This is a genomic window from Micromonospora sp. RHAY321, assembly GCF_023896955.1.
In the GTDB taxonomy this organism is placed as follows: Bacteria; Actinomycetota; Actinomycetes; order Mycobacteriales; family Micromonosporaceae; genus Micromonospora.
This window is the reverse complement of record NZ_JAMHIW010000009.1, coordinates 146,702-172,799: the sequence shown is the minus strand read 5'-3', so window position 1 is coordinate 172,799 and position 26,098 is coordinate 146,702. Positions and strand designations below refer to the sequence as shown.

Genomic DNA, 26,098 nt, shown 5'->3' with positions numbered 1-26,098 from the left:
GAGGACGCCGATGAGCAGCGACATCGACAAGAAGGTCGAACAGATCTGGAAAGACATTTTCAAGGTGCCGAGCGGGCAGGAAGACGCCACATTCTTCGAATTGGGTGGGGAGTCCATCTCGGCGGTCCGCCTGGTGTCCCGCATCGAGGAGGAGCTCGATGTCTGGATCGACATCGGCGACATCTTCGAGGAGGACCCGAACCTGGAGTCGCTCGCGTCGGCGGTGAGGGCCAAGGCGGCGGGGACCGTGAACCTCGCGAAGACGGGTGACGCGTGATGCGTGATCTGATGCGGGTCGGCCCCGATGCCGACCTGACCGAGGTGGTCGACATCCTGGAGCGTGACGGTGCCGTCGTCGTCGAGAACTTCGTCGACGACAGCACCCTCGCGGCGCTCTGGGCCGACTTCGGCCCGTCACTCGATGCCCAGAGCTTCGAGGACAGCTGGTACAACGGAACCCGGACCAAGCGGGTGTCCTCACTGTTCGCCCGCACGACCCACCTGACGCCGGTGGTGACCCAGCAGCTCTACCTGGGCGCCGCCCGCGCCATCATGCAGAAGCCGGTGCCGATGTGGATCGGCAAATCCCGGGTGGAGATGACTCCCTCGATCCAGATCAGCGGCACCCAGGTGATCCAGATCTGGCCCGGTCAGGGCAGGCAGCCGCTGCACCGGGACGACGCGCTGCACCTGCGCCGGCACCCCGGCCCGACCAGTCGGGTCCAGCTGATGCTCGCCATGAGCGACTTCACCGCCCAGAACGGCGCCACGTTGATGATCCCGGGGAGCCACCTCTGGGATGACGAGCGGGCTCCGCTGCAGGAGGAAGCCCTCCCGTCCGAGATGGCGGCCGGTTCGGGCCTGATCTGGTTGGGGGGGACCTACCACGGCGGCGGCAAGAACGTGAGCGACGCCCCGCGGACCGGCCTGACCCTCGCGTTGGACCTCGGCAACCTCCGCCAGGAGGAAAATCAGTACCTGGCGGTGCCGCGGGAGTCCGTCCTGGCGTACCCGCCGGAGGTGCGCCGGCTCCTCGGGTACGACCGGTGCCCGCCGGGCCTCGGCTGGTACGAGATGGAAGACCCGTACGACCTCGTGTCATCCGACGAACCCACCGCGGTCCGGTAACCACCATCGGGTGCGCGAATGCGGCGGCCGGCGGGAGATCCGCAGGCCGCCGCATCGCTGTGCGGGCCGACCGGGCCGGGGCCGGACACCGGTTGGGCTGGCCGACCCCATGGCGATGGGCGGACACCGGAAACCGGTGCCCGCCCATGCTTGGTGATCTCTAGGACTCGGCCGTGGTGTAGGTCGCGATGATGACGCCGGTGCTCGTCACCTGGCTGTCGGCGAGCCGCAACTGCCGGAAGGTGCCGTTGTCGGGGAAGAGGCGCTTGCCACCCCCGACGAGGACCGGGTCGATGAGGAGTCGGAGCTCGTCGACGAGGTTGTGCTCGATGAGGGTACGGGTCAGCTGGGCGCTGCCGACGACGTGGAGGTCGCCGCCGTCCTCTTCCTTCAGCGACGCCACGGCCTTGACGACGTCGCCGTCGAGGACAGTGGAGTTCTGCCAGGTGAGCGGTTCGTTGAGCGTCGTCGAGGCCACGTACTTCGGCCGATTGTTGAGCACGTCGGCGAGGGTGGCCAGCTCGTCGGGAGCGGTCGGCCAGAACGATGCGAAGATCTCGTACGTGCGGCGGCCGAACAGAAAGCCAGCAGTTTCGAGCGTGGTCTTGTTGACCCAGTTCGTCGACATTTCGTCCATGTGGCGCATGTGCCAGCCGCCGTGCTGGAAGCCGCCGTCGCTGTCCTCTCCGTCATGGCCGGGAGCCTGAACGACCCCGTCGAGCGTCATGAATTCATCTGCGATCAGTTTCCGCATGTTCGGTCTCCTACCGGTCGCTTGCGTCACCGTACATTTTGCCACAAAACCGGCGGGAGGTACGCCGATGACGCACCACTTTGCACGATCGGCCAATGGGCGGCCGCAATGACCGCCACGGATGAGGCGCCGCGGTTATCTGCTCGTCGCGAGAAGGTCGGCGAGCTTGTCGAACATCTCGTGCCAGGTGCCCTGGGACATCTCCACCATGTCGACGCCGGCGATCGAGGTGACGTCCAGGGTCAGCTCGGTCTTACCGTCCTTCTCGGACAGCGCCATCTTGCCGACGACGAACTTGATGACCGGCCAGCACGGGACCGGTTCGGTGTACATGAACCGCTGGTTGGGCTCCCACAGGAGGACGCGCGCGTCCTGCGGCACCGCGTCGTTGTCCGGCGAGTACATGGTCAGCTTGAACTGGCCGCCGACGAAGGGCTCGAAGGTGATCTCCTCCAGCGGCGTGCGGAACCCGCTCGGACCCCACCACTGGGTGATCAGCTCGGGCGTGGTCCAGGCGGCCCAGATCTGCTCGGGAGTGGCGTCGAACTCGCGGGTGACGACCACGTTCTGGAGCCACGGCTCCGGCTCGGTCTGGGTGGCCTCGGTCAGAGTCTCGGTCATCGGGTCTTCCTTTCCTCTGCAGGGCGGGTGTTCCGGGTCGGCCGCGGCGCGCGGTGGTGCGACGCGGCCGACCCGGATCGTGTGTCTGTCGGGGGCGACGACGAGGGTCAGCGGGCCACCGGCCCCGGCCGGTGGTGGAGGTCCTCGCCGGCCCAGTCGATGACGTCGTTCAGCCGGCCCGGAGGGCGGACCGGGACGAAGTTCCGCGCCTCGTCCACGCTGCCGGTGCCGTCGTAACGCGCCACCAACGGGTACGGATAGACCGGACGGGCGCGCGGGCCCCCTTCTGGGTTGGTGCCGGTGGCGACGATGCCGACCGGGGCCCGGCCGCGCTCGACCCAGTCGACCAGCGCGTTGAAGGTCTCGAACTCGGTCAGCCGGGACCCGCCGGTCCAGGCGTGGTACTTCGACGGGATCACGTATGTGCGCAGCCACTGCTGGGTGGCCTGCAGGCCGCCCGAGCGCTGCCACACCCGCTGGTAGTAGTCCAGCATGCCCACCGCCGGGATGGACTGGTCGTCCCAGCCGCTCCACATGATCAGTTTGCCGCCGGAGCGACGGAACTCCCGCATGTCCAGGCTCGCCGCGTTGCCCGCGATACTCTCGGGCTTCAGCCGGCGCAGTTCCTCGACCGTGAACTCGATCTCGGCCAGCGAGGACTGCGGCCTGCCGATCGGGTACGCCATGTACTGCAGGAACTGGTCGGGGAACGGCCGGGCCGAGCTGAATTCGTTCGGGACGAGGTGGCCGTCCCAGGACAGCTCCGAGCCACGGGTCTGCCAGCCGGGGTAGAGGCGGGTTCCGTCCGGATCCCGCGGCCCGTCGTACAGCTTGCGCACGACGGCCACCTGCGCCGGGGTCAGGCAGTTCGGGCCGTCCGTGCCGGCCGAGCACTGGACGGTGCCCGGGTCGAACCGGCACCTGCGTGGGTCGTCGAGCTGCCCGTCGACCAGGCCGTCGAGATGGTCGCAGGCGGCGAGCACCGCATTGTGCAGCGCGGGAAGCTTCTCGCGGGTCAGGATCGACTGGCCGTCGGCGCCCATGTTGGTCTTGGCGGCGAAGGCGATGTAGATCCCGTTGAGCGGGCCGAGGAAGATCGCGGGTGAACCGACGCTGATCCCGTCGAAGTCGTGCGGGTAGCGCTGGGCGAGGATCAGGCCCTCCCGCCCGCCGGTCGAGCAGCCGAAGAAGTACGACTGCTTCGGTGGCGCCCCGTAGAACCGCTGGATGAGCTTCTTGACGGCCACGGACACCACGTGCGGCGCGCGGAAGTAGAAGTCGTCCCGGGCGGCCTGGTTGTTCTCCGCCCAGCTGGCGTCGGAGATGTTGGCCGGGAAGTCGCCCTTGCCCACGTGCCCGTCATCGGTCTGCGCCACGGCGAGGTCCGGATTACGCGGCCCGCATTCCGGGGGCGCCTGTTCCATGACACCACATTCGCCCGGGCACCCGTGCTGGACGTACCGCCCCCGGTAGGTGTCGGTGGGCAGGCGCAGCTTGAAGTTCACCGCGGGCTCGACGTATCCGCGAACGTCACACTGGGCGGGCTCGGTCCCGGTCGCCTCGACCAGCGTCGCCGATACCACGTGTGTCGCAGCCCCGGGAATGGCGTAGTCCCGGACCAGCTCGGCGCATCCGCGGACCGGCCGGATCACGCCGGGTGCCACCGGGGCGGCCTGGGCAGGCGCCACCACCATCGTGGTCATCACGGCCATGGTGGCGGCCTGCGCCAGGAATGCGGTTAATCGCATCGGTTCCCTCCACTGACGTCGTGGTCGGCAATTCGGATCACTGGTAAGTCTCGACGAGCAGGCCCGACGGTCGCCCCTCCGAGAGTGCGCAGAGCAGCGAAGCCGGCGCCCTCACCGGGCGACTCCCGGTGAACCGGCGGGTGCGACCCGCCCCGTTCACCGGGAGCACCGGCGGACGCCCACGCGGGCGCACCGTCGTCACGGGACCAGGCTCACCGGACCGGGCTCACCGGACCGGCCCACCCGGCGCGGCTCAGGCGACCTTCTCCGCCCCGACCGGCGCAGCCGGGTCGGGCTCGGGCGGCGGCGCGGCCTGGCCGAAGGGCGGCACGTTCCTGAGCTTCGAGATCACCAGGAGCCCGCTGAGGACGTACAGCACGACGCCGATGATGGCCATCACCTGCACACCGTTGACGAAGGCGTTCTGAGCCGACGCCAGCAGCGCGCCGGCCTGGTCGACGGGCAGGTCCGGAGCCGTCACCGCCGCCCCCGCGAGGCTGTCGCCAGCCACGGCGGCCTGGTCGGCCGGGACGCCGCCCGGGACGTCGACCGTGCCGCGGTACACCGCGGTGGCCACGGTCCCCAGCAGCGCCAGACCGAGCGTGCCGCCGAACTCGAGGCACAGCTGGGCGAGCGAGCCCGCGGAGCCCATCTTCTCCGGCGGCGCGTTGCCGACCACCAGCCCGGTGCCCAGACCGACGGACGCGGTGCCGAACAAGGAGGCCAGCACGAAGCCGGTGACCAGCAGCCACGTGCCGTTCTCCACCGACACCTGGGTCATTGCGACGTACACCAGGGCGGCGAGGAGCACACCGACGCCGATGACGTTGCCCGGCCGGTACCTGGCGGCGAGCTTCGGTGCCACCTGCATGCCCACCGCACCGGCCAGCATGCCCGGGATCATCAGCAGGGCCGCCTCCAGCGGGCTGAAGCCCCGCACGAGCTGGAAGTACAGCAGCATGAGCAGCATCAGGCCACCGCCGACACCGCTGAAGATGAGCGAGTTGGTCAGGGTCGCGCTGATGACACCGTTCTTGAACAGCTTCAGGTCCAGCAGCGGCTCGGCCAGCCGGTTCTGCCGGCGGACGAACAGCACGGCGAACACGAGGCCGACGACCAGTGCCAGCACCGGCACGGGCTCCCAGCCGGTGCGGACCAACTCCTTGATGCCGTAGATGATCGGGAGCAGCGCCAGCAACGACAGGCCGACGCTCACGTAGTCGATCTTGCCCGCGTTCGGGTTGCTGAACTCGGGCAGGTACTTCGGCCCGAGCACCAGCATGACCACGAGGAACGGGACGGCGACCAGGAACACCGATCCCCACCAGAAATGCTCCAGCAGCAGACCACCGAGCGCCGGCCCGAAGCTGGCGCCCAGGGTGTAGACACCGCCCCAGATCCCGAAGGCGGTGGCGCGCTGCCTCGGGTCCGCGAACAGCGCGCCGATGAGCCCGATGGTCGAGGGCATCAGCGTGGCACCGGCGATGCCCAGGGCGGCCCGGGCCAGGAGCAGCAACTCGATGGTCGGGGCGAACGCCGTCAGCACCGACCCCACGGTGAACAACGCTCCACCGATCATCAGCAGCTTGCGCCGGCCGATGCGGTCACCGAGCGTCCCCATGGAGATCAGGAACCCGGCCAGCAGGAACCCGTAGATGTCGGAGGCCCACAGTTGCTGGACGCTGTTGGCGCCCAGGTCGCCTGCCAGCGCCGGGAGCGCCAGGAGCAGCACGAACAGGTCGACGGCAATGATGAACGTCGGCAGGGCGAGCACGGCCAGCCCGATCCACGCCGCCCTTCCCGCCTTCGGTGGAGCTTCTGCAGTCACTTCTGTGGTCCTTTCGTACCTCACTCATGGTCGAAACCGGGGGGCGGAGGGTTCGCCGCGCCGGCACGGCGAACCCTCCGTCCCGCACTGACGACGAACGACCGGCCCGAAAATCGACAGCCTCCGGCCACCGACTTTTGCGTGTCCTGTTCGCGCCGGTCCCGGCGACCGGATACCTTCCGCTGCGGACCATCCACCATGCGCACCACCTCGGCGTACGACGGAGCAATCGGGAGGATGCGGTCATGCCCCGCGACAACGCACCATGGGCTCCCGCCCAGCCGGGCGTCTGGGCCGAGCCGAGCGTGGGAGGCATGATGGGAAAGGTCGTCTTCGACATCACGATGTCGCTGGACGGATTCATCACGGGTGCGAACGACAGCCCGGAGCGTCCGCTGGGCGAGGGCGGCGAACGACTCCACGACTGGATCTCCAGCGGCCGGACGGACGAGGACACCCGGGTCCTGGACGAGCTGTTCGCGTCCGGCGCCGTGGTGGCCGGCCGGCGGACCTATGACATCTCCACCGGACCGAACGGGTGGGGCGACGGTCCGCTGGGCAGGACACCGGTGTTCGTGGTGTCCCACGACCGTCCTGACAAGGTGCCCGACGGCGGCGCCGTGTTCACCTTCGCGTCCGACATCCGCAGCGCCCTGCAGCAGGCGCAGGCGGCGGCCGCCGACAAGCCGGTCTACGTGATGGGCGGCGCGGACGTCGCACAGCAGTACCTGGCCGCCGGGCTCCTCGACGAGGTGCAGATCCACCTCGCACCGGTGCTGCTGGGACGCGGCGTCCGGCTGTTCGAGCGCCCCGGCCTGGACCGGGTCAGGATGGAATCCACCCGGGTGATCGAAACTCCCTGCGCGACGCACATCAGGTACCGCGTCGTCACGGGAGGGTGACGCACCCGCGGCGCACCGCAACCGACCGGGCCGCTCCGCCGGCCAGACACGAAGGAGGGAACTTCCCCATGGCGCAGTACGCCGTTCTCCTGTACCTGCCCGCGCCCGCCGACCCGATGGAGACCCCGCCGGAGGAGACCGAGGCGCACATGCGGTTCGGCAAGCAGGTCGAGGAGCTGGGCGGTCAACTCCTGACGCCGCAGGCGTTGCAGTCCAGCGCCACCGCGACCTCGATCCGGGACGGAGTGTTCGTCGACGGGCCGTTCATCGAGGCGAAAGAGGTGCTCGCCGGGTTCTTCGTGCTGGAGGCACGGGATCTGGACCATGCGTTGCAGATCGCCAAGTTGGTGCCGACGCGCTCACCGGGCGGCGTGGAGGTCAGGCCGCTGTTCACTCCCCCGGCGGAATGACTCGAAGCATCTCCACTGAGGTCGTGCAGCCCGTTCTGCACCACAGCCCCGCCCGGGTCCACCGGGCGGGGCTGTCGCGTCGCTGGCGCATCGCTACGGCTGCGGGCTGTCCCGGCACGGGCTGAGGGCGACCGGTATCCCGTTGAACACGGCGTTGCCGGAGAGCGGGTCGATGACCGTGTCGTTGGTCAAGGCGTTGGCGTTGACCCCGGGCTGGCGGGCGGCCACCAGCTGGGTGGTGTCCGAGTGCCCCCAGCCGTGCGGCAGGCTGACCACTCCCGGCATGATCGACTCGGTGGGCTCCAGCGGCACCACCACCTCGCCGGTCGCCGAGCGCACCCGGGCCTGCCCGTCCAGCCCGAAGCGCGCCACATCGTGCGGGTGGATGTGCAGCGTGCACCGGTTGCTGCCGCCGGCCAACGGCGCCACGTTGTGCAGCCAACTGTTGTTGGACCGCAGCTGTCGCCGGCCGATGAGCACCACCTCCGGCGGTGTCTCGGCGAGTCGGGCACGCAGCCGCGCGGCGTCCTCGACCAGCGCCGCGGGGGCCAGCTCCACCGTGCGGGACGCGGTGCACAGCAGCTCGCCGAGGCGCGGCCGCAGCGCTCCGAGGTCGATGCCGTGCGGGTTCGCCCTCAGGTCGGCCAGCGTCAGCCCGTACGAGCCGAGCCGGAGCATCGCGTCCAGCAGCACCTCCGGCCCACTCTCGCCGGTCAGCTCCGATCGCACGACGGCCGGGTCCTGCCCGTACAGCGGCGAGCTCGGCGTGCGTACGCCGCCGCCGATCATCTCGCCGAGCATCATCTCGTCCAGCAGGTCGGGGTCGGCGTCCGCACCCTGCCCGGAGGCGATCATCGTGAGCCGCTTCATGATCTCGGCTTCCGAGCGCTGATCCGGCCCCAACGGCAGCACCGGCGGGGAGAACCGCGTGTAGTTGCGCACCGTCACGGTGAGCAGCAGGAAGTCGTAGTGCGGCATCTGCATGATGCGCGGCGGGGGCAGGATCACGTCGGCGTGCCGGGTGGTCTCGTTCAGGTACGGGTCGACGCAGACCATGAACTCCAGGTCCTCCAGTGCCCGGCCCAGCCGCGGGCCGTTCGGCGCGGAGAGCACCGGGTTGCCGGCGACCGTGACCAGGGCACGGACCTGGCCCTCGCCCGGGGTGTCGATCTCGTCGGCCAGGGTGGCCACCGGCAGCTCACCGAGGACTTCGGGCAGCCCGCGTACCCGGCTGCGCCAGCGACCCGACACCCACGGCTCGCCGGTGCGCATGATCTCAGCGGTGGCGGTCTTCGGGAACATCACCCCGCCCGGCCGGTCCAGGTTGCCGGTCAGCACGTTGATCACGTCGACCAGCCACTGGGTGAGCGTGCCGAATTCGGCGGTGCAGGTGCCGACCCGGGAGTAGACCACCGCAGTGGGCGCGCCGGCCAGTTCGCGGGCCAGGCGCACGACCGCCTCGGCGGGCACCCCGCAGACCGGCGCCACCGCGGCCGGGCTGAACGCCCCGGCCAGGTCGCGCAGCTCGGCGAGGCCACTCACCGGGACCTCGACCGAGGTCAGCTCCTCCGCGAGCAGCGTGTGCACGATGCCGAAGAGCAGGTAGGCGTCGGTGCCGGGACGGATGAACAGGTGCTCGTCGGCTACGGCCGCGGTACGGGTCCGCCGCGGGTCGACCACCACCAGTCGCCCGCCGCGCTCACGCAGCGCCCTGAGCCGGCCGGCGAAGTCCGGGGCGGCGCAGAGCGAGCCGTGCGACTCCACCGGGTTGGCGCCGAGGATCAGCAGGTAGTCGGTGCGGTCCAGGTCGGGCACGGGGATGGCGAACGGATCGCCGAAGAGCAGCCCGCACGAGACGTGCTTGGGCATCTGGTCGATGGTGCTGGCGGAGAAGACGTTGCGTGTACCGAGCGACTGGGCCAGCGGCCCCCGGTACAGGATGCCGGCCATGGTGTGGAAGGTCGGGTTGCCGAGGTAGACGGCGAGCGACTGCCGACCGTGCGCCTCGATGACGCGTCGCAGCCCCTGGTCGACGGCGTGGAACGCCTCGTCCCAGCCGACCTCGCGCAACTCGCCGTCGACACGGACCAGGGGCAGACGCAGGCGGTCCGGATCCGCGTCGATGTGCCCGAGGCTCGCGCCCTTGGGGCAGAGGTAGCCGCGTGAGAACGGGTCCTCCGGGTCCCCCTTGACCGAGGTGACCCGCCCGTCATCGGCCAGGCTGAGCCGCAGCCCGCAGACGGCGTCGCAGATCGGGCAGGTTCGGTAGGCGGTTGTCATGGCGCCATCCTGACCCGGGGTGGCGCTGCCACGGATACGCAGAATTGCGCTCCTGCCGTCGCCCGCGTCGCGCGAAACCAGCGGAGCGGCTACTGAGCACGCTGAGAGAACCGGCTCCGCCGTACGCCGCATAGCTTGTGTGCACGCACGCCTTCCGAGTCGGCTCTCGCACAGAAGAGAATGAGATGACATCGCGCAGTGCCACCAGAAACGATCCTGGGTCCACGCCGGCGGATTTCGTCCGGCTCGCACCGGCTCGTCGGCTACGGATCGCGCTTCTCAGCGCGGCGGCGGGCGTCCTGCTCGCGGTGCTCTGGTCGTTCGAGTTCGTCGACTCGGTGATCGGCGACAACGTCGCCAACACCGTCCTGGGCCATGACGCCAAGGCCACCGCCATCGGCGGCACCGTCGCGGGGCTGGTCTTCGCGTTCGTGTCGGGCTTCGCCGGCACCTTCACCGCCTGCAACATCGCCATGGTGGCCGCGGTGGGTCCGATGAGCACGGTGGGTGCGGACGATCGCGCCCCGACCGCCTCCCACACGGTACGCGCGCTGCTGCGTCCCGTCGGTTGGCTGACCGTCGGCATGCTCGCCGTGTCGGCGTCCTACGGCGTGCTCGGTGTGCTGCTCGGCGACCGTCTGCCCCAACTGTCGACGGACACGGTCGACGGGATGCCGGTCCGCCTGATCCAGTCGTCGGTGGTGTTCGGCCTGATCGGGCTGGCCCTGACCTATCTCGGATTGGCGGCACTCGGCGCGTTGCCCGACATCTTCGCCAACCGGCCGGTGACCCGGCTCGTCGCACTCGGCGCCCTGGTCGGCGGCTTCGTCGTCGGCCGGCCGTACCCGCTGTTCAACAAGCTGTTCCACTGGGCCGTGGATACCGGCAACCCCCTCTACGGCGCGCTGGCGTTCTCCCTGCAGTCGCTCGGCAACGTCCTCATCGTGACACTCATCTTCGCGGTCCTGGTGCTCGTGACCCGCGGCGGCTTCCTGCGCTGGATCGCGGCGCCCACCCGGGCCGCCGTCCTGACCGGCGCGCTTCTCGTCGCGTTGGGCGTGTTCACCGTCGTGTACTGGGACCTTCGGGTGCCGGCGCTCTTCGGCGTCGGTTGGTTCCCGACAATGCCGTACAACTGACCGGCCACACCGGGGCACCCGCACCGGTGTCGATGCCCGCGCTACTCGCTCAGCACCTGCTCGCGCAGGATGTCCGCGTGCCCGCAGTGCTGGGCGAGCTCGCGCAGCATGTGGAGGTACACCCAGCGCAGCGGGAGTGGGCCGCGTCGGTTGCCGTGCACCATGTCGCCCAGCCCGAGGGAGGCCGTCGCGCGGCGGGACGCTTCACATGCCTCGTCGTGTGCGCGCCGTACGGTGGCGACGGTGTCGTCGTCGTCGAGGACGAACGACTCGTCCGGCGTCGCGGGGATGCCGATCTCGGCGCGCGATCGGCACGTGACGGCTTCGTCGAACCAGACCTTCTCCACGAAGGTCGCGTGCTTCACCAGGCCCAGCAGGGTGGTCCGGGACGGCACCAACGATCGGCGCGCCTGTTCCTCGGTCAGCCCGTCCAAGCAGTCGTTGAGCGCGCGGCGGTGCTCATCGAGAAACACCTCGAACTGGGCCCTGGCCGGCTGATCGATCACCTCTTCGGCGGACGTCGCCGCGTGGGAAGACATACGCAGAGCATCCCAAGACCCGTCACCGTGAGCAACAGCGCTCCTGGTGGGCGGCGGTGAGCCTTCTGGCGGCGTCCGTACACACGGTGGTTCAGGCTGTGAGCAGGCGGAGACCGAGCTCCGCCGTGTCGAGGGCGACGAGGTCGCGGTTGCGCTCGGCCCACCGGCCTGAGGAGAGGTCCTCGCGGAGTGTGCGGACCGCCCGTTGCTCAGCCTGCGGCCCGACTCTGGTCCACACCGAAACCGCGCGGCGTACACGGTCGTCCAGGTATGCCTCCGGCCGGCGCCAGTACGCCTCGAAGAAGCCGTCCGCGCAGTCCCAGGGGACGAGCACCGGCTCCGCGCGTCCTCCGATGGCGCGGGTCAGGTCGGCCAGGGACGGCCAGCCGACGAGGAGGTCCGCGAACTCGGGCAGGTAGTCGCGGGTGAGCCAGAACCGCTGACGCCAGCCGGTGTCATCGGCGTCGTACGTGAACACCACCACGCGGCGGGCCACGCGCCGCATCTCCCGCAGCCCGGCGACCGGGTCGGGCCAGTGGTGGACGGTGCTGACCGCCATCGCGGCGTCGAAAGACTGGTCCTCGAACGGCAGACTCTCCGCCGCGGCGGCCACACACGGCGCCGCGCCCACGGGACGCTGCGCCCGCATGACCGCCGACGGTTCCACCGCCGTGACGTCGCGGTCGGGTGGCTCGTAGGAGCCGGTGCCAGCCCCGACGTTCAACACCGTTCGCGCATCCCCCAGCGCCTCCCAGATGCGCGCGGCGATCCGTGGCTCGGTGCGTCGCGTCGCTGGGTAGGCGGATCCGATGGCGTCGTACAACCGCGCGCCGAACACTGTGAGTTGCTCCTCTGGCGTCGTCCTGATTCCCATTGCTCGTGCCTCCAGTTCCCTGTCTATGGCCGTCACCATGGCGGCAGCGCGGTCGCGCTGGTCCATCAGCAGGCCGCGCAGCCGGCACAGGTGCGCGACCGCGTCGGTGGCCGGGTCGTGCACCAGGTCCGCGATCTCCCGCAGTCCGAAGCCGAGCCGCCGGTAGGCGAGCACCTCCCGAAGTCGCTCCACATCGTGCGCGGAGTAGGCCCGGTGCCCAGCCGCGCTCCTCGCGGACGGCTCCAGGAGGCCGATCTCGTCATAGTGATGCAGCGTGCGGACGCTGACGCCGGCCAACTCCGCCACACGCCCCACGGTCAGGTGCTCCTCCACGCCACCGACTATGTGGCATGACGCCGCGTGAGGAGCAAGCGTCACCGGCGGCGAAAGCCGAGGATCCGGGAACGCACGCCGGTTTCTGGAACAGAGCACGATTGAATAAGCGCGGCCGGCGCACGGAATGAGATCGTGGCGGCGCGACGCGGCGGCGGCCGCGCGCCCCGGCGCCGGCAGTCGTCTTCGGCAGGAGCGCCGCCCGACCGGGCCACGGCTCACGGCTGAGAGGCATGACAACCATGGCGCACATCGACCTGGGGATCGACGAGAAGCAGTTTCCCGGCATATCCGGTCCGATGCGGTACCGCCCGGAGACGGCGAAGCCGCTCAACGAGCTGGCCGAGGTGCTGCTGCGCGCCCCGCACTCACTCCCGGCCGGCGAGCGCGAACTGATCGCGGCGTACGTCTCCGGGCGCAACGAGTGCACCTTCTGCTGTGCGTCGCACTCGGCGTTCGCCGCGGCACAACTCGACGAGGGGATGCCCCTCGTCGACCACGTACGCGCCGACCTCGACAGCGCCCCGATCTCGGCCAAGCTGCGGGCGCTGCTGCGCATCGCCGGCGCGGTACAGATCAGCGGCCGCAACGTCACCGCCGAGCTGGTCGCCAACGCCCGCGCGGAGGGCGCCAGCGACCTGGAGATCCACGACACGGTCCTGATCGCCGCCGCGTTCTGCATGTTCAACCGGTACGTCGACGGGCTCGGCACCTTCGCGCCCGAGGGTCAGGACGCCTACGCCGAGTCCACGCGTCGGATCGTCGAGTTCGGCTACGGATCGGCCAGCGTGCAGCCGGCGGGTGAAGCGGCTGCCTGAGCACAGACAAGGGTGACCACACCCCGATCCCCCTGAGATGGTCGACGGACACGCCTGGCCAGGCCCGTCACCCGTGAGGCTGGAGGGATCGATGGACGACCCACGCCGTCTGCTCGACGCCGCGACGCGGCTCAGGGAAGACATGGTCGACCGGCTGGGCACGCTCGTCGCGTCCGAGTCGGCACCGGGTTCGCTGCCTCACCTGGAGTCCTGTGCCGACCTGCTCGCCCGCTGGGGTGAGGAAGCGCTCGGCCGGCCCGCCCGCCGCGTCGTGATCGACGGCCTGCCGCACCTGCTGTGGCAGGCCGCCAGTCAACGGGTGCTGCTCCTCGGCCATTTCGACACCGTCTTCCCGGTCGACACGATCCGGTCCAGGCCCTTCACCGTCCGCAAGGACGTCGCGACGGGACCCGGCGTGTGCGACATGAAGGGCGGCATCGTGCAGATGTTCACGGCACTGCGCCTGGTCGAAGACACTTCGGCGGTCGGCGTGCTGCTCACGTGCGACGAGGAGTCCGGGTCCGTCACGTCACGGCCGCTGATCGAGCGGGAGGCACGGCGCTCGGGTGCGGTTCTCGTCTGCGAGGCCGCCACCCCGGACGGGCACGTGAAGGTGGCCAGGAAGGGCGGCTCGGTGTACCGCCTCACCGTCCGGGGCCGCGCCGCCCACGCAGGCGTCGAGCCACGACGCGGGGTCAACGCCACGGTCGAGGTCGCCCACCAGGTCCTCACGCTGGGTACGCTCGGCGCGGCGGACAGCGGTGGCACCTCGGTCACGCCGACCCTGCTCTCCGCCGGCACCACGACGAACACGGTGCCGGAACGCGCCAGCCTGGCCGTCGACGTCCGGGCCTGGACCAGGGACGAACTCGAACGCGTGGACCACGCCATCCGCGGGCTGGTGCCGTTCCTGCCCGAGGCGACGCTGACCGTGCAGGGCGGGATCAACCGCTACCCCATGTCGCCCGAGCTGGCGCGGCCGCTCCTGGAGCTGGCCCAGTCGATCGCCCGTCAGCTTGGCATTCCGGACGTCGTCGGTGCGCACGCCGCCGGCGCGTCCGACGGCAACTTCACCGCCGCGCTGGGCGTCCCGACCCTTGACGGCCTGGGTGCGGTCGGAGGCGGGGCACACGCTGCCGACGAGTACGTCTGTGTCGACCGCATGCCGGAGCGCGCGGCGCTGCTGGCCGGGCTCGTCGGCGCGTTGTCCACGATGGAGCGTTCCGGGCCGCGACCCATCGACGACATCCCATAGTCTGGCTCGGCGCCGGCGAACGACCGGCAGCGAGGGGTCGGCGTCGGCATGACTACGGGACAGCGCTCGGGATCGCCCATTCCCCTGCTCGGGGTCGAGGAGGAGTTCCTCGTCGTCGACGTCGACCGGGGTGAGGTCGTGCCGGAGGCGGCCACGGTCGTCGACCGTGCGCGTCCGGCCCTCGGCACCCGGGTGGGCGGCGAGATCACCAAGCTTCAGGTCGAGACCCGCACCGACCCGTGCCGGAGCCTGGACGCCCTGAGCGCGCAACTCGTCGAAGGTCGTGCCGCCGTCCAGGCCGCAGCGCTGTCGGCGGGTCTGCGGGTGATCGCGAGCGGCTCGCCGGTGCTGGGCCGTGCCGTGCCGCCGCCCATCACGGAAGGGCCGCGCCAGGATCGCGGCACCGCCACCTTCCGTGGGCTGCACGACGAGCTTGCGATCTGCGCCGTCCACGTCCACGTGGAGGAGCCCGACCGGGACCGCGCCGTGCTGATCGGCAACCACCTGCGCCAGCACCTGCCGGTGTTTCTCGCCCTCACGGCCAACTCGCCCTACTGGTCGGAGCGCGACACCGGATACGCGAGTTGGCGCAGCGTCACATGGGGCCGGTGGCCGGTGGCCGGCCCGCCTCCGTTGCTGAGGTCCGCGCAGCAGTACGACGACCACGTGGACATGCTGCTCGAAGTGGGCGCGCTGGTCGACCGGGGCACCATCTTCTGGGATCTCCGCCTGTCGACGAACCACCCGACGCTCGAGGTGCGGGTGGCCGACGTGCCCGTCACCGCCGCCGAGTCCGCGGCCCTGGCCGCCCTGGTGCGGGCTCTGGTGGTCGTTGCCGGTGACGCGGTCGACCGGGGCGACGAGGGGCCGGAACTGGTCCCGGAGCTGATGCGGCTCGCGTACTGGCGCGCCGCCCGCGACGGGATGGGCGGGCACGGCGTCGACGTCCTCACCGGCCGGCTGCTGCCCGCTGCGGCGCTCGCCGGGCGGCTGGTCGAGCGCGCCCGACCGGCGCTGCACGAGGCGGGCGACTGCGAGCGGGTCGAGGACTGGTTGACACTCCTCGCCACGAACGGTGACGGAGCGACCCGCCAGCGGGCCGCCGCGGCACTGCGCGGCCGCCTGACCGACGTGGTCGACGAGATCGCCACCCGGACCGCCCCGGACGTGCCCTCCCGCGAAGACAGCACGACGGCGTAACGACGAACCGCCGGCCTCGGAAATGCTGGGGAAACCGGACGTCGCGGCAGGGTTGCCCTGCCACGGCGACCGGCACCCCTGATCAGTGGAGGCCACAGGTGACCGAGGCAGACCCGCAGTCCAGGGTTCCGATCCAGTACGCCCGTATGGAGCCGGCGGAGATGGTGCGCGAGGCGGAGGCGTTCGCGGAACGGATGGCGCGGCGCCGTTCCGTGCGGGACTTCGCCCCCGACCCCGTGCCCGACGGGGTGATCGAGGCCGCGATCCGGGCCGCTTCGACCGCACCCAGTGGCGCCAACGTGCAGCCGTGGCGGTTCGTCGTCCTGACCGACCCGGCCCGCAAGCGCCGGCTGCGCGAGGCGGCGGAGGCCGAGGAACGTGCGTTCTACGACCGTCGCGCCTCAGCCGAGTGGCTGGATGCGATCGCCGGGCTCGGCACCGACTGGCGCAAGCCGTTCCTGGAGACCGCACCGGCCGTCATCGTCGTGTTCGAGATACACCAGGGGCCACACAGCCCGAAGCCGTACTACGTCAAGGAATCCGTGGGCATCGCCGTCGGTCTGCTGATCACCGCGCTGCACCACTGCGGCCTGGTCACACTGACCCACACCCCCAGCCCGATGCGATTCCTCAACGAGGTGTGTGAGCGACCGCCGGAGGAGCGCCCGTACGTCGTGATGCCGGTCGGTTATCCGACGCCGGACGCCCACGTCCCCGACCTGACCCGCAAGCCGCTCGACGAGGTCATGATCCGCTGGTGAGGTCCCTGGTCAGGAACTCGACCAACGGCTCGACGTGCCGGTCCGGGCGCCGCCACTCGGCCAGCAGATCCTCCAGCAGGTGCTGCTCGGCGAGCAGGTCCGCTCCGCGGTACCGCCGGATCACCGGGTGGATGAAGGCGCTCTCCCGGGCCCGGTCGGGGGTCGGGTGCCGGTCGATGGCGAAGACATCGCCGTAGTCGTCGCGGCCCCACCGCAGCGCGAGCGTGTACCACTGCGTGGCGGACGCGAAGCGCTCCACGGCGTAGTCCTCCGGCAGGTCCTCGTAGTGGTGGAAGTCGCCGGTGGCGTCGTCGCGCACGAGGACGTCGCAGAGGTATTCGAACTGGGTCCACAGCGCCGAGGACCAGTTCACCCGGTCGAGCATCAGCTTGGCCAACGACGAGGCGTCCGCCGGCGTCGTCGTGAACGACAACGGCACGTCGTCGTACCGCTCCCGCAGGATCCGGGTCAACGTGCGGAGGTTGTACCGGAAGCCGTCGATGAACGGCGACGACGCGTGCTTGACGTCCCGGGCCTGGGCGATCGTACCGGCGAAGTAGAGGTCGTCGATGTTGCTCGACTGCCAGTCGGGGCGTAGCCCGGGCATGCGGCCGTCCCGCACCATGTCGGGACGGGACGTCTCGTCGAACACCGCGGTGTCCATCCGGAAGCCGGTGCACCGCAGCACCGTGTGGTAGTCGAGCACGGCGGTCTCGCCCTCGGCGTGGGTGTACGTGATCGACACCTGGAACCGCCCGTCGACGGGCCGGATCTCGTCGATCGTGCAGTCGAGCACCGAGTGCAGTGTCTTGAACTGGTAGCTGTCGAGGATCGCGCCGTACTGGCCACGGACGTCCCCGGGGTGTTTGGTGTTCCACGCGAGCCGCAGGGGTTGCCGGCTGGCGAGGTGCACCATCGAGGCCCGGCCGAGGATGGCCGACGCGGTCTCGAAGGCGGAGTTGCCCTTACCGATGATCAGGACCCGCTGGTCCTCGTACGCCGTGGGGTCGACGACCATGTCCTCGTACCCGATGGCATGTTCGATGCCCTTGATGGCCGGCACGAACGGCTGGCCCCAGCCCGTCGCGACGACCAGGCAGCGCGCCCGGACCTCATCCTGGCCGGTGCGCACGGTGAAACCGTCGCCCGTCCGCGTGATCCGCTCGACCGTCGTGCCGTACCGGACGTTGAGCTGGTGGATCCGCTGGAACTCCGCGAGGTAGCGCACCAGGTCGTCGGCTGCGGGCAGGTACTCCTCGCTGAAGTTCGGAAACAGCAGGTCCGGGGAGTCGTTGAGCAGGGAGTTCCAGTCCCAGCGCAGGCGGATCTCCGGGTCGGTGCTGTCGGTGTGCACCTTGTTCAGTGAGATGAGCCGGCGATGCCGGGGGAACCGCCGGAAGAACCCGCCCGGTTCGTCACCACTTTCGAGCGTCAGGTAGTCGGCACCGTGCTGCTGGAGGTAGTAGCTCAGTTGAAGCCCGGCGGGCCCCGCCCCGACGATGACGTACCTGTGCTCGTTGCCGACCATCCTTGACCCTTCGACGGAGTGATGAGTCCATCGACCATGGAATGGATAGCGGGACGTGTCAATGCCTGATGGCGGTCAGACCCGTTGGCGGCTCACTCGGGAAGCTTCGCCCCCGACTGCTCGCTCACCATGTACGTCGCGTACCAGTCGGGCCAGTCCGGGTCGCTCTTGCCGGTGCGCTTCTCGTGCTCGCCGTGCGCGTCGGCCGCGCGCCGGAGCGCGCTCGCCAGGTCGGTCGCCGAACTGAAGGACGTGAGGCCGCCCTCGATGCGGCCGGGAAGCCTGGTCGTGATCTCCTGCAGAAGCCAGGTGTTGCCGTCCGGGTCGCGGAACATGGCACGCGAGAAGTAGCTGCGCCGCTCGGGATCCAGCCCGTCGACCGGGCCGTCCGGGCTGGGGTGGAAGACGTCGCCGACCTCGACGCCGGCCGAGACCAGGGCGTTGCGGGCCGCCTCGACGTCGGACACGATCAGGTACGCCATGGCCGAACCGGGCGCGGCCGAGGTGAGCTCCGAACCGAACTGCACGGAGCACCCGGAGCCGTGTGGCGTGAACTGGACGATGCCGGGCGGGGTCTGGTCGAGCCGCCAGCCGAGGCGTCCGTAGAACTCCTTCGCGCGGTCGACGTCCGAAACCGGAACGACGATCACTTCGAGCTTCACGTCGAGGTTCTCGATGCTCGACATCCCACTCGCGTCGCCCTGGGCACTCCTCGGGCTCATCGCGGCCTCCCTGGATCGCGTACGGCTCATGCCCTGCCTGGCGTTCCGTCCCGATCACCACGCTACTGCCCGTGCCCCGGCTTGGTTCCTCGTTCCCGGCCTTAGCCAGGGGCCATTCTCGTGGCCCTGCGCAACCCGACCAGGGCTACGAGGGCCAGGAGGATGACGGCGACGGAGTACTCGTCGGCGGTCCGGGGCAGACCGCCGGCGTAGACCACGAGGAAACCGGCGATCACCGTGGGGAGGCCGAACCCGACGTAGCAGACGAGATAGAGCAGGGAGAGCACGCTGGCACGTTCGTGCGCCTCGACCAGCGGCATGATCGTCTTGAGGCTGCCCTGGAATCCGCCACCGAAACCGACACCTCCGAGCGCCAGGCCGACGAAGAATCCGGGGACGGACTGGGCCATGACCGACACCAACGTGACGACCATGCCCACGATGAGGGCGACGATCCCGGTGAGGATCACCGTCTTCGCGGCGGTGTTGCGCAGCACCAGGACGGCGATCGACCCGAAGAGCGCGAAGACGAAGAGGACCAGACCGCCGACCACGATCGACGTGTTCATGAGGGTCCGCACGAGCGCCGGGCCGAGCGCCCCGAAGAAGCCGGCCAGCGCCCAGACCGCGAACAGCACCGGAATGACGACCAGTACCGGTTCCCGCACCGAGCGGGGCAGCTTGATGTCCGGCCGCAGGCTGCGTCGCGCCCCCGCCATCGGCGTGACCGTCTCCGGCATCAGCGCGACCCCGACGGCCTGGATCAGCAGGACCACGAGCAGCACGACGTAGACCAGCCGCGTCGGCGCGGGCAGGAACTGGATGAGCAGCGCCGAGAGCAGGGCACCGCTGCCGGTACCGATACCGGGGGCGATCGAGTTCGCGAGCGTGCCGCGGGCGCGGTCGATGTCGAGCATGGCGGCGCCGACGGCGCCGGTGGCGGCGCCGGCCGCGAGCCCCTGCACGATCCGGGCCGCCAGCAGCGTGGGTACGCCGTTGGCGAAGACGAAGACGACCAGCGAGACCATCTGCACCGCGATCGCGACGGCCAGGACCGGACGCCGGCCGACATGATCGGACAACTTGCCGAACGTGAGCAGCGACGCCAGCACGGCGAGCGCGTAGACGGCGAACACCACGGTGGTCGTGACCGGCGAGAAGTGCCAGCGCTCCTGGTAGATGCCGTAGAGCGGGGTCGGTGCCGCCGACGCGGCCAGGAACGACACGAGAATCGACGCGAGCAGCACCAGGGAGGCCGTCGGTGAGAGTCGTGCCCGTCCCGCGATCGGCATGTCGGTGCTCCTCGGCTGCGGGGAAAGCGCTCGGTCCTGGCCCACCGCGCTGGCTGGAGGGCCGCTGCGGCGTACCCGGTGTGCTCGGTCGCATGCGGCGGGACGGCCGTGACGCTCTCGGCGTCCCGGCCGCCGCTCAACTCTCGTGCCGCGTGCCGAGGTGCGTGCTGAGCGCCGCCGCGATCTCGCCTGCCGCGCGGAGCTGGTCGGGTGTGAGAGCGTCGACGAAGAGCTCGCGGATGGCGCGCAGGTGCGGGACGGTGGAGCGTCGGAACGCCTCCGCACCGGTCGGCGTGAGCAGCACCTCCGCCCCTCGGGGAACCGTTGGGCACTCCTGGCGACGGATGAGTCCCCGCCGCTCCATCCGCCCCAGGTGGTGGGAGAGCCTGCTCCGCTCCCACCTGATGTGTGCCGCGAGTTCGGAGGAGCGCATCTGCCGGTCCTGCGCCTCGCTGAGGGCGAGCAGTACGGCGTAGTCCCCCGGCGAGAGCGAGGAATCGGTCTGGAGGCGTGACGCGATCTGGGAGCTGAGCGCACCGGTCGTCTCGATGAAGTCCCGCCAGATCCGCAGCTCCTCCGCGGTCGGCAGGCGGCGTCCGCTCCGCCGCTCGGGTGTGGCCTTTGTCATCCGCCCCTCCCGGTTGATATGTCAATTCGAAGGCTAGCATGATTGACGTGTCAATCGTCGAGGGGCTTCCTGCCGTGGGAGTCACGGCGGGAGGCGAGCGTGAGGAGGAGACGATGACAGACGGAGGCTTCGAACTGGGGCTCAACTCGTTCGGGGAGGTGGCCACCGACGGCGGCCGGGTCCTGAGCGACGCGGAAACCGTGCGGCTGCTCGTCGACGAGGCGCGGCTCGCGGAGTCGGTGGGCCTGGACGTGTTCAGCGTGGGTGAGCACTACCGGGAGGGCCACAACGACTCGGCCACACCCGTGTTGCTCGCGGCGATCGCGACGGCAACCGACCGGATCCGCCTCGGCACCTCGGTCACGGTGCTCAGCACGAACGATCCGGTCCGGCTCTACCACGAGTTCTCCACCCTCGACGCCGTGTCCAACGGACGGGCGCAGATCGTTCTCGGGCGCGCGTCCGCGACCGAGTCGTTCCCGCTGTTCGGCTACGACCTGGCGGACTACGAGCGGTTGTTCGAGGAGAAGCTCGACCTCTTCGTACGGCTCCAGCGTGACGAACCGGTCATCTGGTCCGGAACCGTACGAAGCCCTCTGGTCGCGCAGCGACTGCATCCGCGGATGCGGCCGGGCGGCATCCCGACGTGGATCGGCGTCGGAGGAAGCCCGAACTCGGTGCTCCGCGCGGCGCGCTACGGGCTCCCGCTCATGATGGCCATCATCGGCGGGCGCCCCCAACGGTTCGCCGGGCACGCCGACCTCTACCTCCGCGCGCTCGAACAGGCCGGGCATACTGTCCAGCCGATCGGGCAACACTCGCTCGGCCTCGTCGCGGACACCGACGAGGAGGCGGTGGAGACCTGGTGGCGGTACTGGCAGCCGGTCGTCGCGGCGCTCGCCGAGGAGCGCGGCTTCTACAAGCCGGACCGGGCGCGCTACGAGGCCGAAATCGACCACGGGGCGCTGTTCGTCGGGTCACCGGAGACGGTCGCGCGGAAGATCGCCACCGTGGCGCGTGACCTACGGCTGAGCCGATTCGACCTCAAGTACGACATCATGCACCTGCCTCGCGAGGCACGGGCGCGCACCATCGAACTGCTGGGCAGCGAGGTCGCGCCGCGGGTCCGGGAGCTGCTGGCGAAGGAGCCCACCAATGTCTGACCTCGAGTTCGGCCTCGACACCTTCGGCGACGTACCGGAGGACGACTCCGGTAAGCCCATCTCCTACGCGGCGGCCATCCGGCAGGTCGTCGACGAGGCGGTGCTGGCCGACCAGCTCGGCGTCGACGTCATCGCCCTCGGCGAGCACCACCGGCCCGAATATTCGGTATCGACGCCGGAGACCGTGCTGGCGGGTATCGCCACCCGCACGTCGCGGATCCGGCTCGCCTCCGGGGTGACCGTGCTGAGCTCGGACGACCCGGTCCGGGTGTTCCAGCGCTTCGCGACGGTCGACGCGCTGTCGAACGGCCGGGCCGAGGTCATCCTCGGTCGTGGCTCGTTCACCGAGTCCTTCCCGCTGTTCGGCTACGACCTGCGCGACTACGACGTGCTGTTCGAGGAGAAGATCGAACTGTTCGTCAAGCTGCTGGACGAGCAGCCGGTCACCTGGAGTGGCACCAAGCGACCGCCCCTGGAGAACGCGGACGTCTTCCCGAAGACGGAGTCGGGTCGCCTCACCACCTGGGTGGGCGTCGGCGGCTCGCCGCAGTCGGTCGTGCGTACCGCCCGGTACGGCCTCCCGCTCATGCTCGCCATCATCGGCGGGGCTCCCGAGCGCTTCGCGCCCTACATCGACCTCTACCGGCGGGCGGCCGAACAGCTCGGCACGACCGCGCACCCGGTCGGGATGCACTCCCCCGGCTTCGTCGCCGACACCGACGAGGAGGCGAAGGAGGTGTACTGGCCGTACTACCGGGTCATGCGGGACCGGATCGGTGGGCTGCGGGGCTGGCCGCCGATCCGTCGCCCGGAGTTCGACGCCGAGGTGGAGCACGGTTCCCTTTACATCGGCTCTCCGGAGACCGTGGCCCGGCGTATCGCCCGGGCCGTTCGCAGCGTCGGCGTCGGCCGGTTCGACCTCATCTACACAGCGGGAGCGCAGCCGGTCAGTGCCCGGATGCGCGCGGTGGAGCTGTACGGCACCAAGGTGATCCCCATGGTCCGTGACATCCTCGCCAGCTGACCCGTTCCCACCACCGCCGCATCGGCAACCCGGAAGGAAGACATGAACGGCAACGGCCGGAACAGGCCACAGACCCTCGCCGTCCTCGGCGCCGGCAAGGTGGGCACCGTGCTGGCTCGACTCGCCGTCGCCGCCGGCTGTCGGGTGCTCGTCGCCGGCTCCGGCGACCCGGCGAAGATCGCGCTGACCGTCGAGGTGCTCACGCCCGGGGCGGTCGCCACCACCGCGGTCGACGCGGTGGCCGACGCCGACGTCGTCATCCTCGCCCTCCCGCTCGGCAAGTACCGCAGCGTCCCCGCCGAGGCGCTGCGCGGAAAGCTCGTCGTCGACGCGATGAACTACTGGTGGGAGGTCGACGGCATCCGTGCGGACCTCACCGATCCGCGCACGTCGTCGAGTGAGGTCGTGCAGGCGTTCCTGGCCGGATCCCGGGTCGTCAAGGCGTTCAACCACATGGGTTACCACGACCTTGAGGACGAGGCACGGCCGGCGGGGACACCCGGCCGCAAGGCCATCGCGATCGCTGGCGACGACGCCGCCGACCTCGCCGCAGTGGCGTCTCTTGTGGACGCCCTCGGCTTCGATCCGGTCGTCGCCGGCCCCCTCGCCGAGGGCGTACGGCTCGAACCGGGCAGCGAGCTGTTCGGTGCCAACGTGAGCGCTGAGGAGGTGCGCGCCATGCTCGACCGCTTTCCCCAGTCGGAACGTGGGAGGGTCATCGCGTCCGCGCGGGCCCTCTCGACCGACGATCCACCCGCCGCGGCGCGGCGTTGACGCGTGGGTGACCCCGGCCCCGAGGGTCGGTTCCCGTCGCCGACGAGCCCCGGTCGATCGACCGGGGCTCGTCGGTTGGAGCAGGGTCAGGCGACGTCGTACCGGTCGAGTTCCATGACCTTCGTCCAGGCCGCGACGAAGTCGGCCACGAACTTGTCGCGCGCGTCGTCGCTGGCGTAGACCTCCGAGAGAGCCCGCAGCTGCGAGTTGGAGCCGAAGATGAGGTCGACCGCGGTGGCGGTCCACTTCACCTCATCGGTGGCCAGGTCCCGGATCTCGTACACGTGCTCGTCGGACTCCGACGCCTTCCACCGGGTGCCCGGGGAGAGCAGGTTGGCGAAGAAGTCGTTGGTGAGCACGCCGGGCCGGTCGGTGAGGACGCCGTGCCGCGAGCCACCCACGTTGTTCCCGAGGGCACGCAGGCCGCCGATGAGGACGGTCATCTCGGGCGCGCTCAGGCTGAGCATGTACGCGCGGTCGAGGAGCAACACCTCCGGCTGGGTCTTCTCGCCGGCCCGCAGGTAGTTGCGGAAACCGTCGGCGCGCGGCTCGAGGACCCGGAACGACTCGACGTCGGTCTGCTCCTGGCTGGCGTCGGTGCGGCCCGGGCGGAACGGCACGGTCACCTCGACGCCGGCGTCGCGCGCCGCCTTCTCCACGGCGGCCGAGCCGGCCAGCACGATCAGGTCGGCGAGCGAGATCTTCGCGCCGCCGGCCTCGTTGAACTCCCGCTGGATGCCCTCGAGCGTGCTCAGGACCGACGCGAGCTGCTCGGGCTGGTTGACCTCCCAGTTGCGCTGCGGCTCCAGGCGGATCCGGGCGCCGTTGGCACCACCGCGCTTGTCGGTGGACCGGAAGCTCGCCGCGGACGCCCAGGCGGTGGAGACCAGCTGGGCGGTCGTGAGGCCGGAGTCCAGGACCTTCGCCTTGAGGGCGGCGATGTCGGCGTCACCCACGAGCTCGTGGTCGACGGCCGGCACCGGGTCCTGCCACAGCTGGGGCTCGGCGACCCACGGCCCGAGGAAGCGGCTGACCGGACCCATGTCGCGGTGCAGCAGCTTGTACCAGGCCTTGGCGAAGGCCAGCGCGAACTCGTCCGGGTTCTCCAGGAAGCGGCGGGAGACCTTCTCGTACGCCGGGTCGAAACGCAGCGCCAGGTCGGTCGTGAGCATCGTCGGCTTGTGCTTCTTCGACGGGTCGAACGGGTCCGGGATGATCTCCGGGGCGTCCTTGGCGACCCACTGCTTCGCGCCGGCGGGGCTCGTGGTGAGCTCCCACTCGAAGCCGAAGAGGATCTCGAAGAAGCGGTTGCTCCACTGCGTCGGCACGTCGGTCCACGTCACCTCGAGGCCACTGGTGATCGTGTCCCGGCCCTTGCCGCTGCCGTGGCTGCTCAGCCAGCCCAGGCCCTGCGCCTCCAGCGGGGCACCCTCGGGCTCCGGGCCCACGTTGTTCTCGGCGGGGGCCGCGCCGTGGGTCTTGCCGAAGGTGTGGCCACCGGCGATCAGCGCGACGGTCTCCTCGTCGTTCATCGCCATCCGGCCGAAGGTCTCCCGGATGAAGTACGCCGCCGCCCGCGGGTCCGGGTTGCCGTTCGGGCCCTCCGGGTTGACGTAGATGAGGCCCATCTCGGTCGCGCCGACCTCGGGCGCCATCTCGGCCTCGCCGACGTAGCGCTCGTCACCCAGCCAGGTGTCCTCGGGACCCCAGAAGATCTCCTCGGGCTCCCAGACGTCCTCCCGGCCGAAGCCGAAGCCGAACGTCTTGAAGCCCATCGACTCCAGGGCCACGTTGCCGGCGAGCACGAGCAGGTCGGCCCACGAGATCTTCTGGCCGTACTTCTGCTTCACCGGCCACAGCAGGCGGCGCGCCTTGTCGAGGTTGGCGTTGTCGGGCCAGCTGTTGAGCGGAGCGAAACGCTGCCCGCCGTCACCGGCTCCGCCGCGACCGTCGTGGATGCGGTAGGTGCCGGCCGAGTGCCAGCTCATCCGGATCATCAGGCCGCCGTAGTGGCCGAAGTCGGCCGGCCACCAGTCCTGCGAGGTGGTGAGGACCTGCACGATGTCCTGCTTGAGCGCCTCGACGTCGAGCTTGGCGAACTCCCTGGCGTAGCTGAAGTCCTCGCCCAACGGGTTGCTCTTGGAGGAGTGGGCGTGCAGCACCGACAGGTCGATCTGGTTGGGCCACCAGTCCCGGTTGGTACGCGGACGCCCACCGGTCTTCGGGGTCGGCGAGGGAATGCCCGGATTCTCGCTCTCGCTGCCCTGCGCGGTCACGGAGTCGTGCGCGACCGGGCAGCCCGCTGCCTCCTTCTTGTCCACGCCCTGCGCGCTGGAGGGGCCGTTGTCCTGGGTGTCGCTCATGTTTTCCTTCCGAA

The 26,098-nt window shown here is 70.2% G+C and carries 24 protein-coding genes; 12 read left to right on the top strand and 12 right to left on the bottom strand.

Going from position 1 to position 26,098, the window contains the following annotated elements; genetic code table 11:
- Window positions 1-10 precede the first annotated feature (10 nt).
- Both M8C17_RS20460 and M8C17_RS20455 read left to right on the top strand, forming a co-directional pair.
- Window positions 11-277: a phosphopantetheine-binding protein gene (locus M8C17_RS20460; protein WP_252418124.1), complete on the top strand. Its 267-nt coding sequence runs from the start codon at window positions 11-13 to the stop codon at window positions 275-277.
- A complete protein-coding gene (locus tag M8C17_RS20455; RefSeq protein ID WP_252418123.1) occupies window positions 277-1,128 on the top strand; it encodes a phytanoyl-CoA dioxygenase family protein in 852 nt (283 codons plus the stop codon). The genes M8C17_RS20460 and M8C17_RS20455 overlap by 1 nt, the downstream gene beginning before the upstream one ends.
- Window positions 1,129-1,288: 160 nt before the next feature.
- Here the strand turns inward: M8C17_RS20455 and M8C17_RS20450 are convergent, their stop codons facing one another.
- From M8C17_RS20450 to M8C17_RS20435, 4 genes are all read right to left on the bottom strand, one after another.
- Window positions 1,289-1,912, bottom strand: coding sequence for a dihydrofolate reductase family protein (locus tag M8C17_RS20450; protein WP_252418122.1), 624 nt, complete (start codon window positions 1,910-1,912; stop codon window positions 1,289-1,291).
- A gap of 105 nt (window positions 1,913-2,017) precedes the next feature.
- Window positions 2,018-2,503, bottom strand: coding sequence for an SRPBCC domain-containing protein (locus M8C17_RS20445; protein WP_252418121.1), 486 nt, complete (start codon window positions 2,501-2,503; stop codon window positions 2,018-2,020).
- Between the two features lie 107 nt (window positions 2,504-2,610).
- Entirely contained in the window at window positions 2,611-4,251 is a 1,641-nt protein-coding gene (locus M8C17_RS20440; RefSeq protein WP_252418120.1) for a tannase/feruloyl esterase family alpha/beta hydrolase, read from the bottom strand.
- Window positions 4,252-4,504: 253 nt separating this feature from the next.
- Window positions 4,505-6,079, bottom strand: coding sequence for an MFS transporter (locus M8C17_RS20435; protein ID WP_252418119.1), 1,575 nt, complete (start codon window positions 6,077-6,079; stop codon window positions 4,505-4,507).
- A 245-nt stretch (window positions 6,080-6,324) separates the two neighbouring features.
- Here M8C17_RS20435 and M8C17_RS20430 point away from each other — a divergent pair, with 245 nt between their 5' ends.
- Both M8C17_RS20430 and M8C17_RS20425 read left to right on the top strand, forming a co-directional pair.
- Window positions 6,325-6,981, top strand: a complete 657-nt coding sequence (locus M8C17_RS20430) for a dihydrofolate reductase family protein (protein ID WP_252418118.1) — start codon at window positions 6,325-6,327, stop codon at window positions 6,979-6,981.
- A gap of 68 nt (window positions 6,982-7,049) precedes the next feature.
- A complete protein-coding gene (locus M8C17_RS20425) occupies window positions 7,050-7,391 on the top strand; it encodes a YciI family protein (protein WP_252418117.1) in 342 nt (113 codons plus the stop codon).
- Between the two features lie 93 nt (window positions 7,392-7,484).
- On the opposite strand, the gene M8C17_RS20420 is transcribed toward M8C17_RS20425, so the two are convergent.
- Window positions 7,485-9,671, bottom strand: coding sequence for a molybdopterin-dependent oxidoreductase (locus M8C17_RS20420; protein ID WP_252418116.1), 2,187 nt, complete (start codon window positions 9,669-9,671; stop codon window positions 7,485-7,487).
- A gap of 185 nt (window positions 9,672-9,856) precedes the next feature.
- Between M8C17_RS20420 and M8C17_RS20415 the strand changes: the two genes are divergently transcribed.
- Window positions 9,857-10,810 (top strand): hypothetical protein, encoded by a 954-nt coding sequence (locus tag M8C17_RS20415; RefSeq protein ID WP_252418115.1) that lies wholly within the window; start codon window positions 9,857-9,859, stop codon window positions 10,808-10,810.
- Window positions 10,811-10,851: 41 nt separating this feature from the next.
- Here the strand turns inward: M8C17_RS20415 and M8C17_RS20410 are convergent, their stop codons facing one another.
- On the bottom strand, window positions 10,852-11,349 hold the full coding sequence (locus M8C17_RS20410) for a DinB family protein (protein WP_252418114.1): 498 nt from the start codon (window positions 11,347-11,349) through the stop codon (window positions 10,852-10,854).
- A 91-nt stretch (window positions 11,350-11,440) separates the two neighbouring features.
- A complete protein-coding gene (locus M8C17_RS20405; protein WP_252418113.1) occupies window positions 11,441-12,556 on the bottom strand; it encodes a MerR family transcriptional regulator in 1,116 nt (371 codons plus the stop codon).
- A gap of 242 nt (window positions 12,557-12,798) precedes the next feature.
- On the opposite strand from M8C17_RS20405, the gene M8C17_RS20400 reads away from it, so the two are divergent.
- The 4 genes from M8C17_RS20400 to M8C17_RS20385 all read left to right on the top strand — a co-directional run bounded on the left by M8C17_RS20400 (window position 12,799) and on the right by M8C17_RS20385 (window position 16,590).
- The gene (locus M8C17_RS20400; RefSeq protein ID WP_252418167.1) at window positions 12,799-13,374 is read left to right on the top strand and encodes a carboxymuconolactone decarboxylase family protein; all 576 of its coding nucleotides are present in this window, start codon (window positions 12,799-12,801) and stop codon (window positions 13,372-13,374) included.
- 91 nt (window positions 13,375-13,465) lie between these two features.
- Entirely contained in the window at window positions 13,466-14,629 is a 1,164-nt protein-coding gene (locus M8C17_RS20395; RefSeq protein ID WP_252418112.1) for a M20/M25/M40 family metallo-hydrolase, read from the top strand.
- 48 nt (window positions 14,630-14,677) lie between these two features.
- Window positions 14,678-15,829, top strand: a complete 1,152-nt coding sequence (locus M8C17_RS20390; RefSeq protein ID WP_252418111.1) for a glutamate--cysteine ligase — start codon at window positions 14,678-14,680, stop codon at window positions 15,827-15,829.
- 161 nt (window positions 15,830-15,990) lie between these two features.
- Window positions 15,991-16,590, top strand: coding sequence for a nitroreductase family protein (locus tag M8C17_RS20385; protein WP_252418166.1), 600 nt, complete (start codon window positions 15,991-15,993; stop codon window positions 16,588-16,590).
- On the opposite strand, the gene M8C17_RS20380 is transcribed toward M8C17_RS20385, so the two are convergent.
- The 4 genes from M8C17_RS20380 to M8C17_RS20365 all read right to left on the bottom strand — a co-directional run bounded on the left by M8C17_RS20380 (window position 16,574) and on the right by M8C17_RS20365 (window position 20,760).
- On the bottom strand, window positions 16,574-18,118 hold the full coding sequence (locus M8C17_RS20380) for an NAD(P)-binding domain-containing protein (protein WP_252418110.1): 1,545 nt from the start codon (window positions 18,116-18,118) through the stop codon (window positions 16,574-16,576). The two genes, M8C17_RS20385 and M8C17_RS20380, sit on opposite strands and share 17 nt — an antisense overlap.
- A gap of 92 nt (window positions 18,119-18,210) precedes the next feature.
- Window positions 18,211-18,840, bottom strand: a complete 630-nt coding sequence (locus M8C17_RS20375) for a VOC family protein (protein ID WP_252418109.1) — start codon at window positions 18,838-18,840, stop codon at window positions 18,211-18,213.
- Between the two features lie 101 nt (window positions 18,841-18,941).
- Entirely contained in the window at window positions 18,942-20,132 is a 1,191-nt protein-coding gene (locus tag M8C17_RS20370; protein ID WP_252418108.1) for an MFS transporter, read from the bottom strand.
- Between the two features lie 136 nt (window positions 20,133-20,268).
- Window positions 20,269-20,760, bottom strand: a complete 492-nt coding sequence (locus tag M8C17_RS20365; RefSeq protein ID WP_252418107.1) for a MarR family winged helix-turn-helix transcriptional regulator — start codon at window positions 20,758-20,760, stop codon at window positions 20,269-20,271.
- A 113-nt stretch (window positions 20,761-20,873) separates the two neighbouring features.
- Between M8C17_RS20365 and M8C17_RS20360 the strand changes: the two genes are divergently transcribed.
- The 3 genes from M8C17_RS20360 to M8C17_RS20350 are packed head-to-tail and all read left to right on the top strand — an operon-like array spanning window position 20,874 to window position 23,721.
- Window positions 20,874-21,923, top strand: coding sequence for an LLM class flavin-dependent oxidoreductase (locus M8C17_RS20360; RefSeq protein WP_252418106.1), 1,050 nt, complete (start codon window positions 20,874-20,876; stop codon window positions 21,921-21,923).
- Window positions 21,916-22,947, top strand: coding sequence for an LLM class flavin-dependent oxidoreductase (locus tag M8C17_RS20355; RefSeq protein ID WP_252418105.1), 1,032 nt, complete (start codon window positions 21,916-21,918; stop codon window positions 22,945-22,947). Before M8C17_RS20360 ends, M8C17_RS20355 begins: the two co-directional genes overlap by 8 nt.
- A gap of 42 nt (window positions 22,948-22,989) precedes the next feature.
- On the top strand, window positions 22,990-23,721 hold the full coding sequence (locus M8C17_RS20350; RefSeq protein ID WP_252418104.1) for an NADPH-dependent F420 reductase: 732 nt from the start codon (window positions 22,990-22,992) through the stop codon (window positions 23,719-23,721).
- 86 nt (window positions 23,722-23,807) lie between these two features.
- Here the strand turns inward: M8C17_RS20350 and katG are convergent, their stop codons facing one another.
- A complete protein-coding gene (katG, locus tag M8C17_RS20345) occupies window positions 23,808-26,084 on the bottom strand; it encodes a catalase/peroxidase HPI (RefSeq protein WP_252418103.1) in 2,277 nt (758 codons plus the stop codon).
- Between the last annotated feature and the right edge of the window lie 14 nt (window positions 26,085-26,098).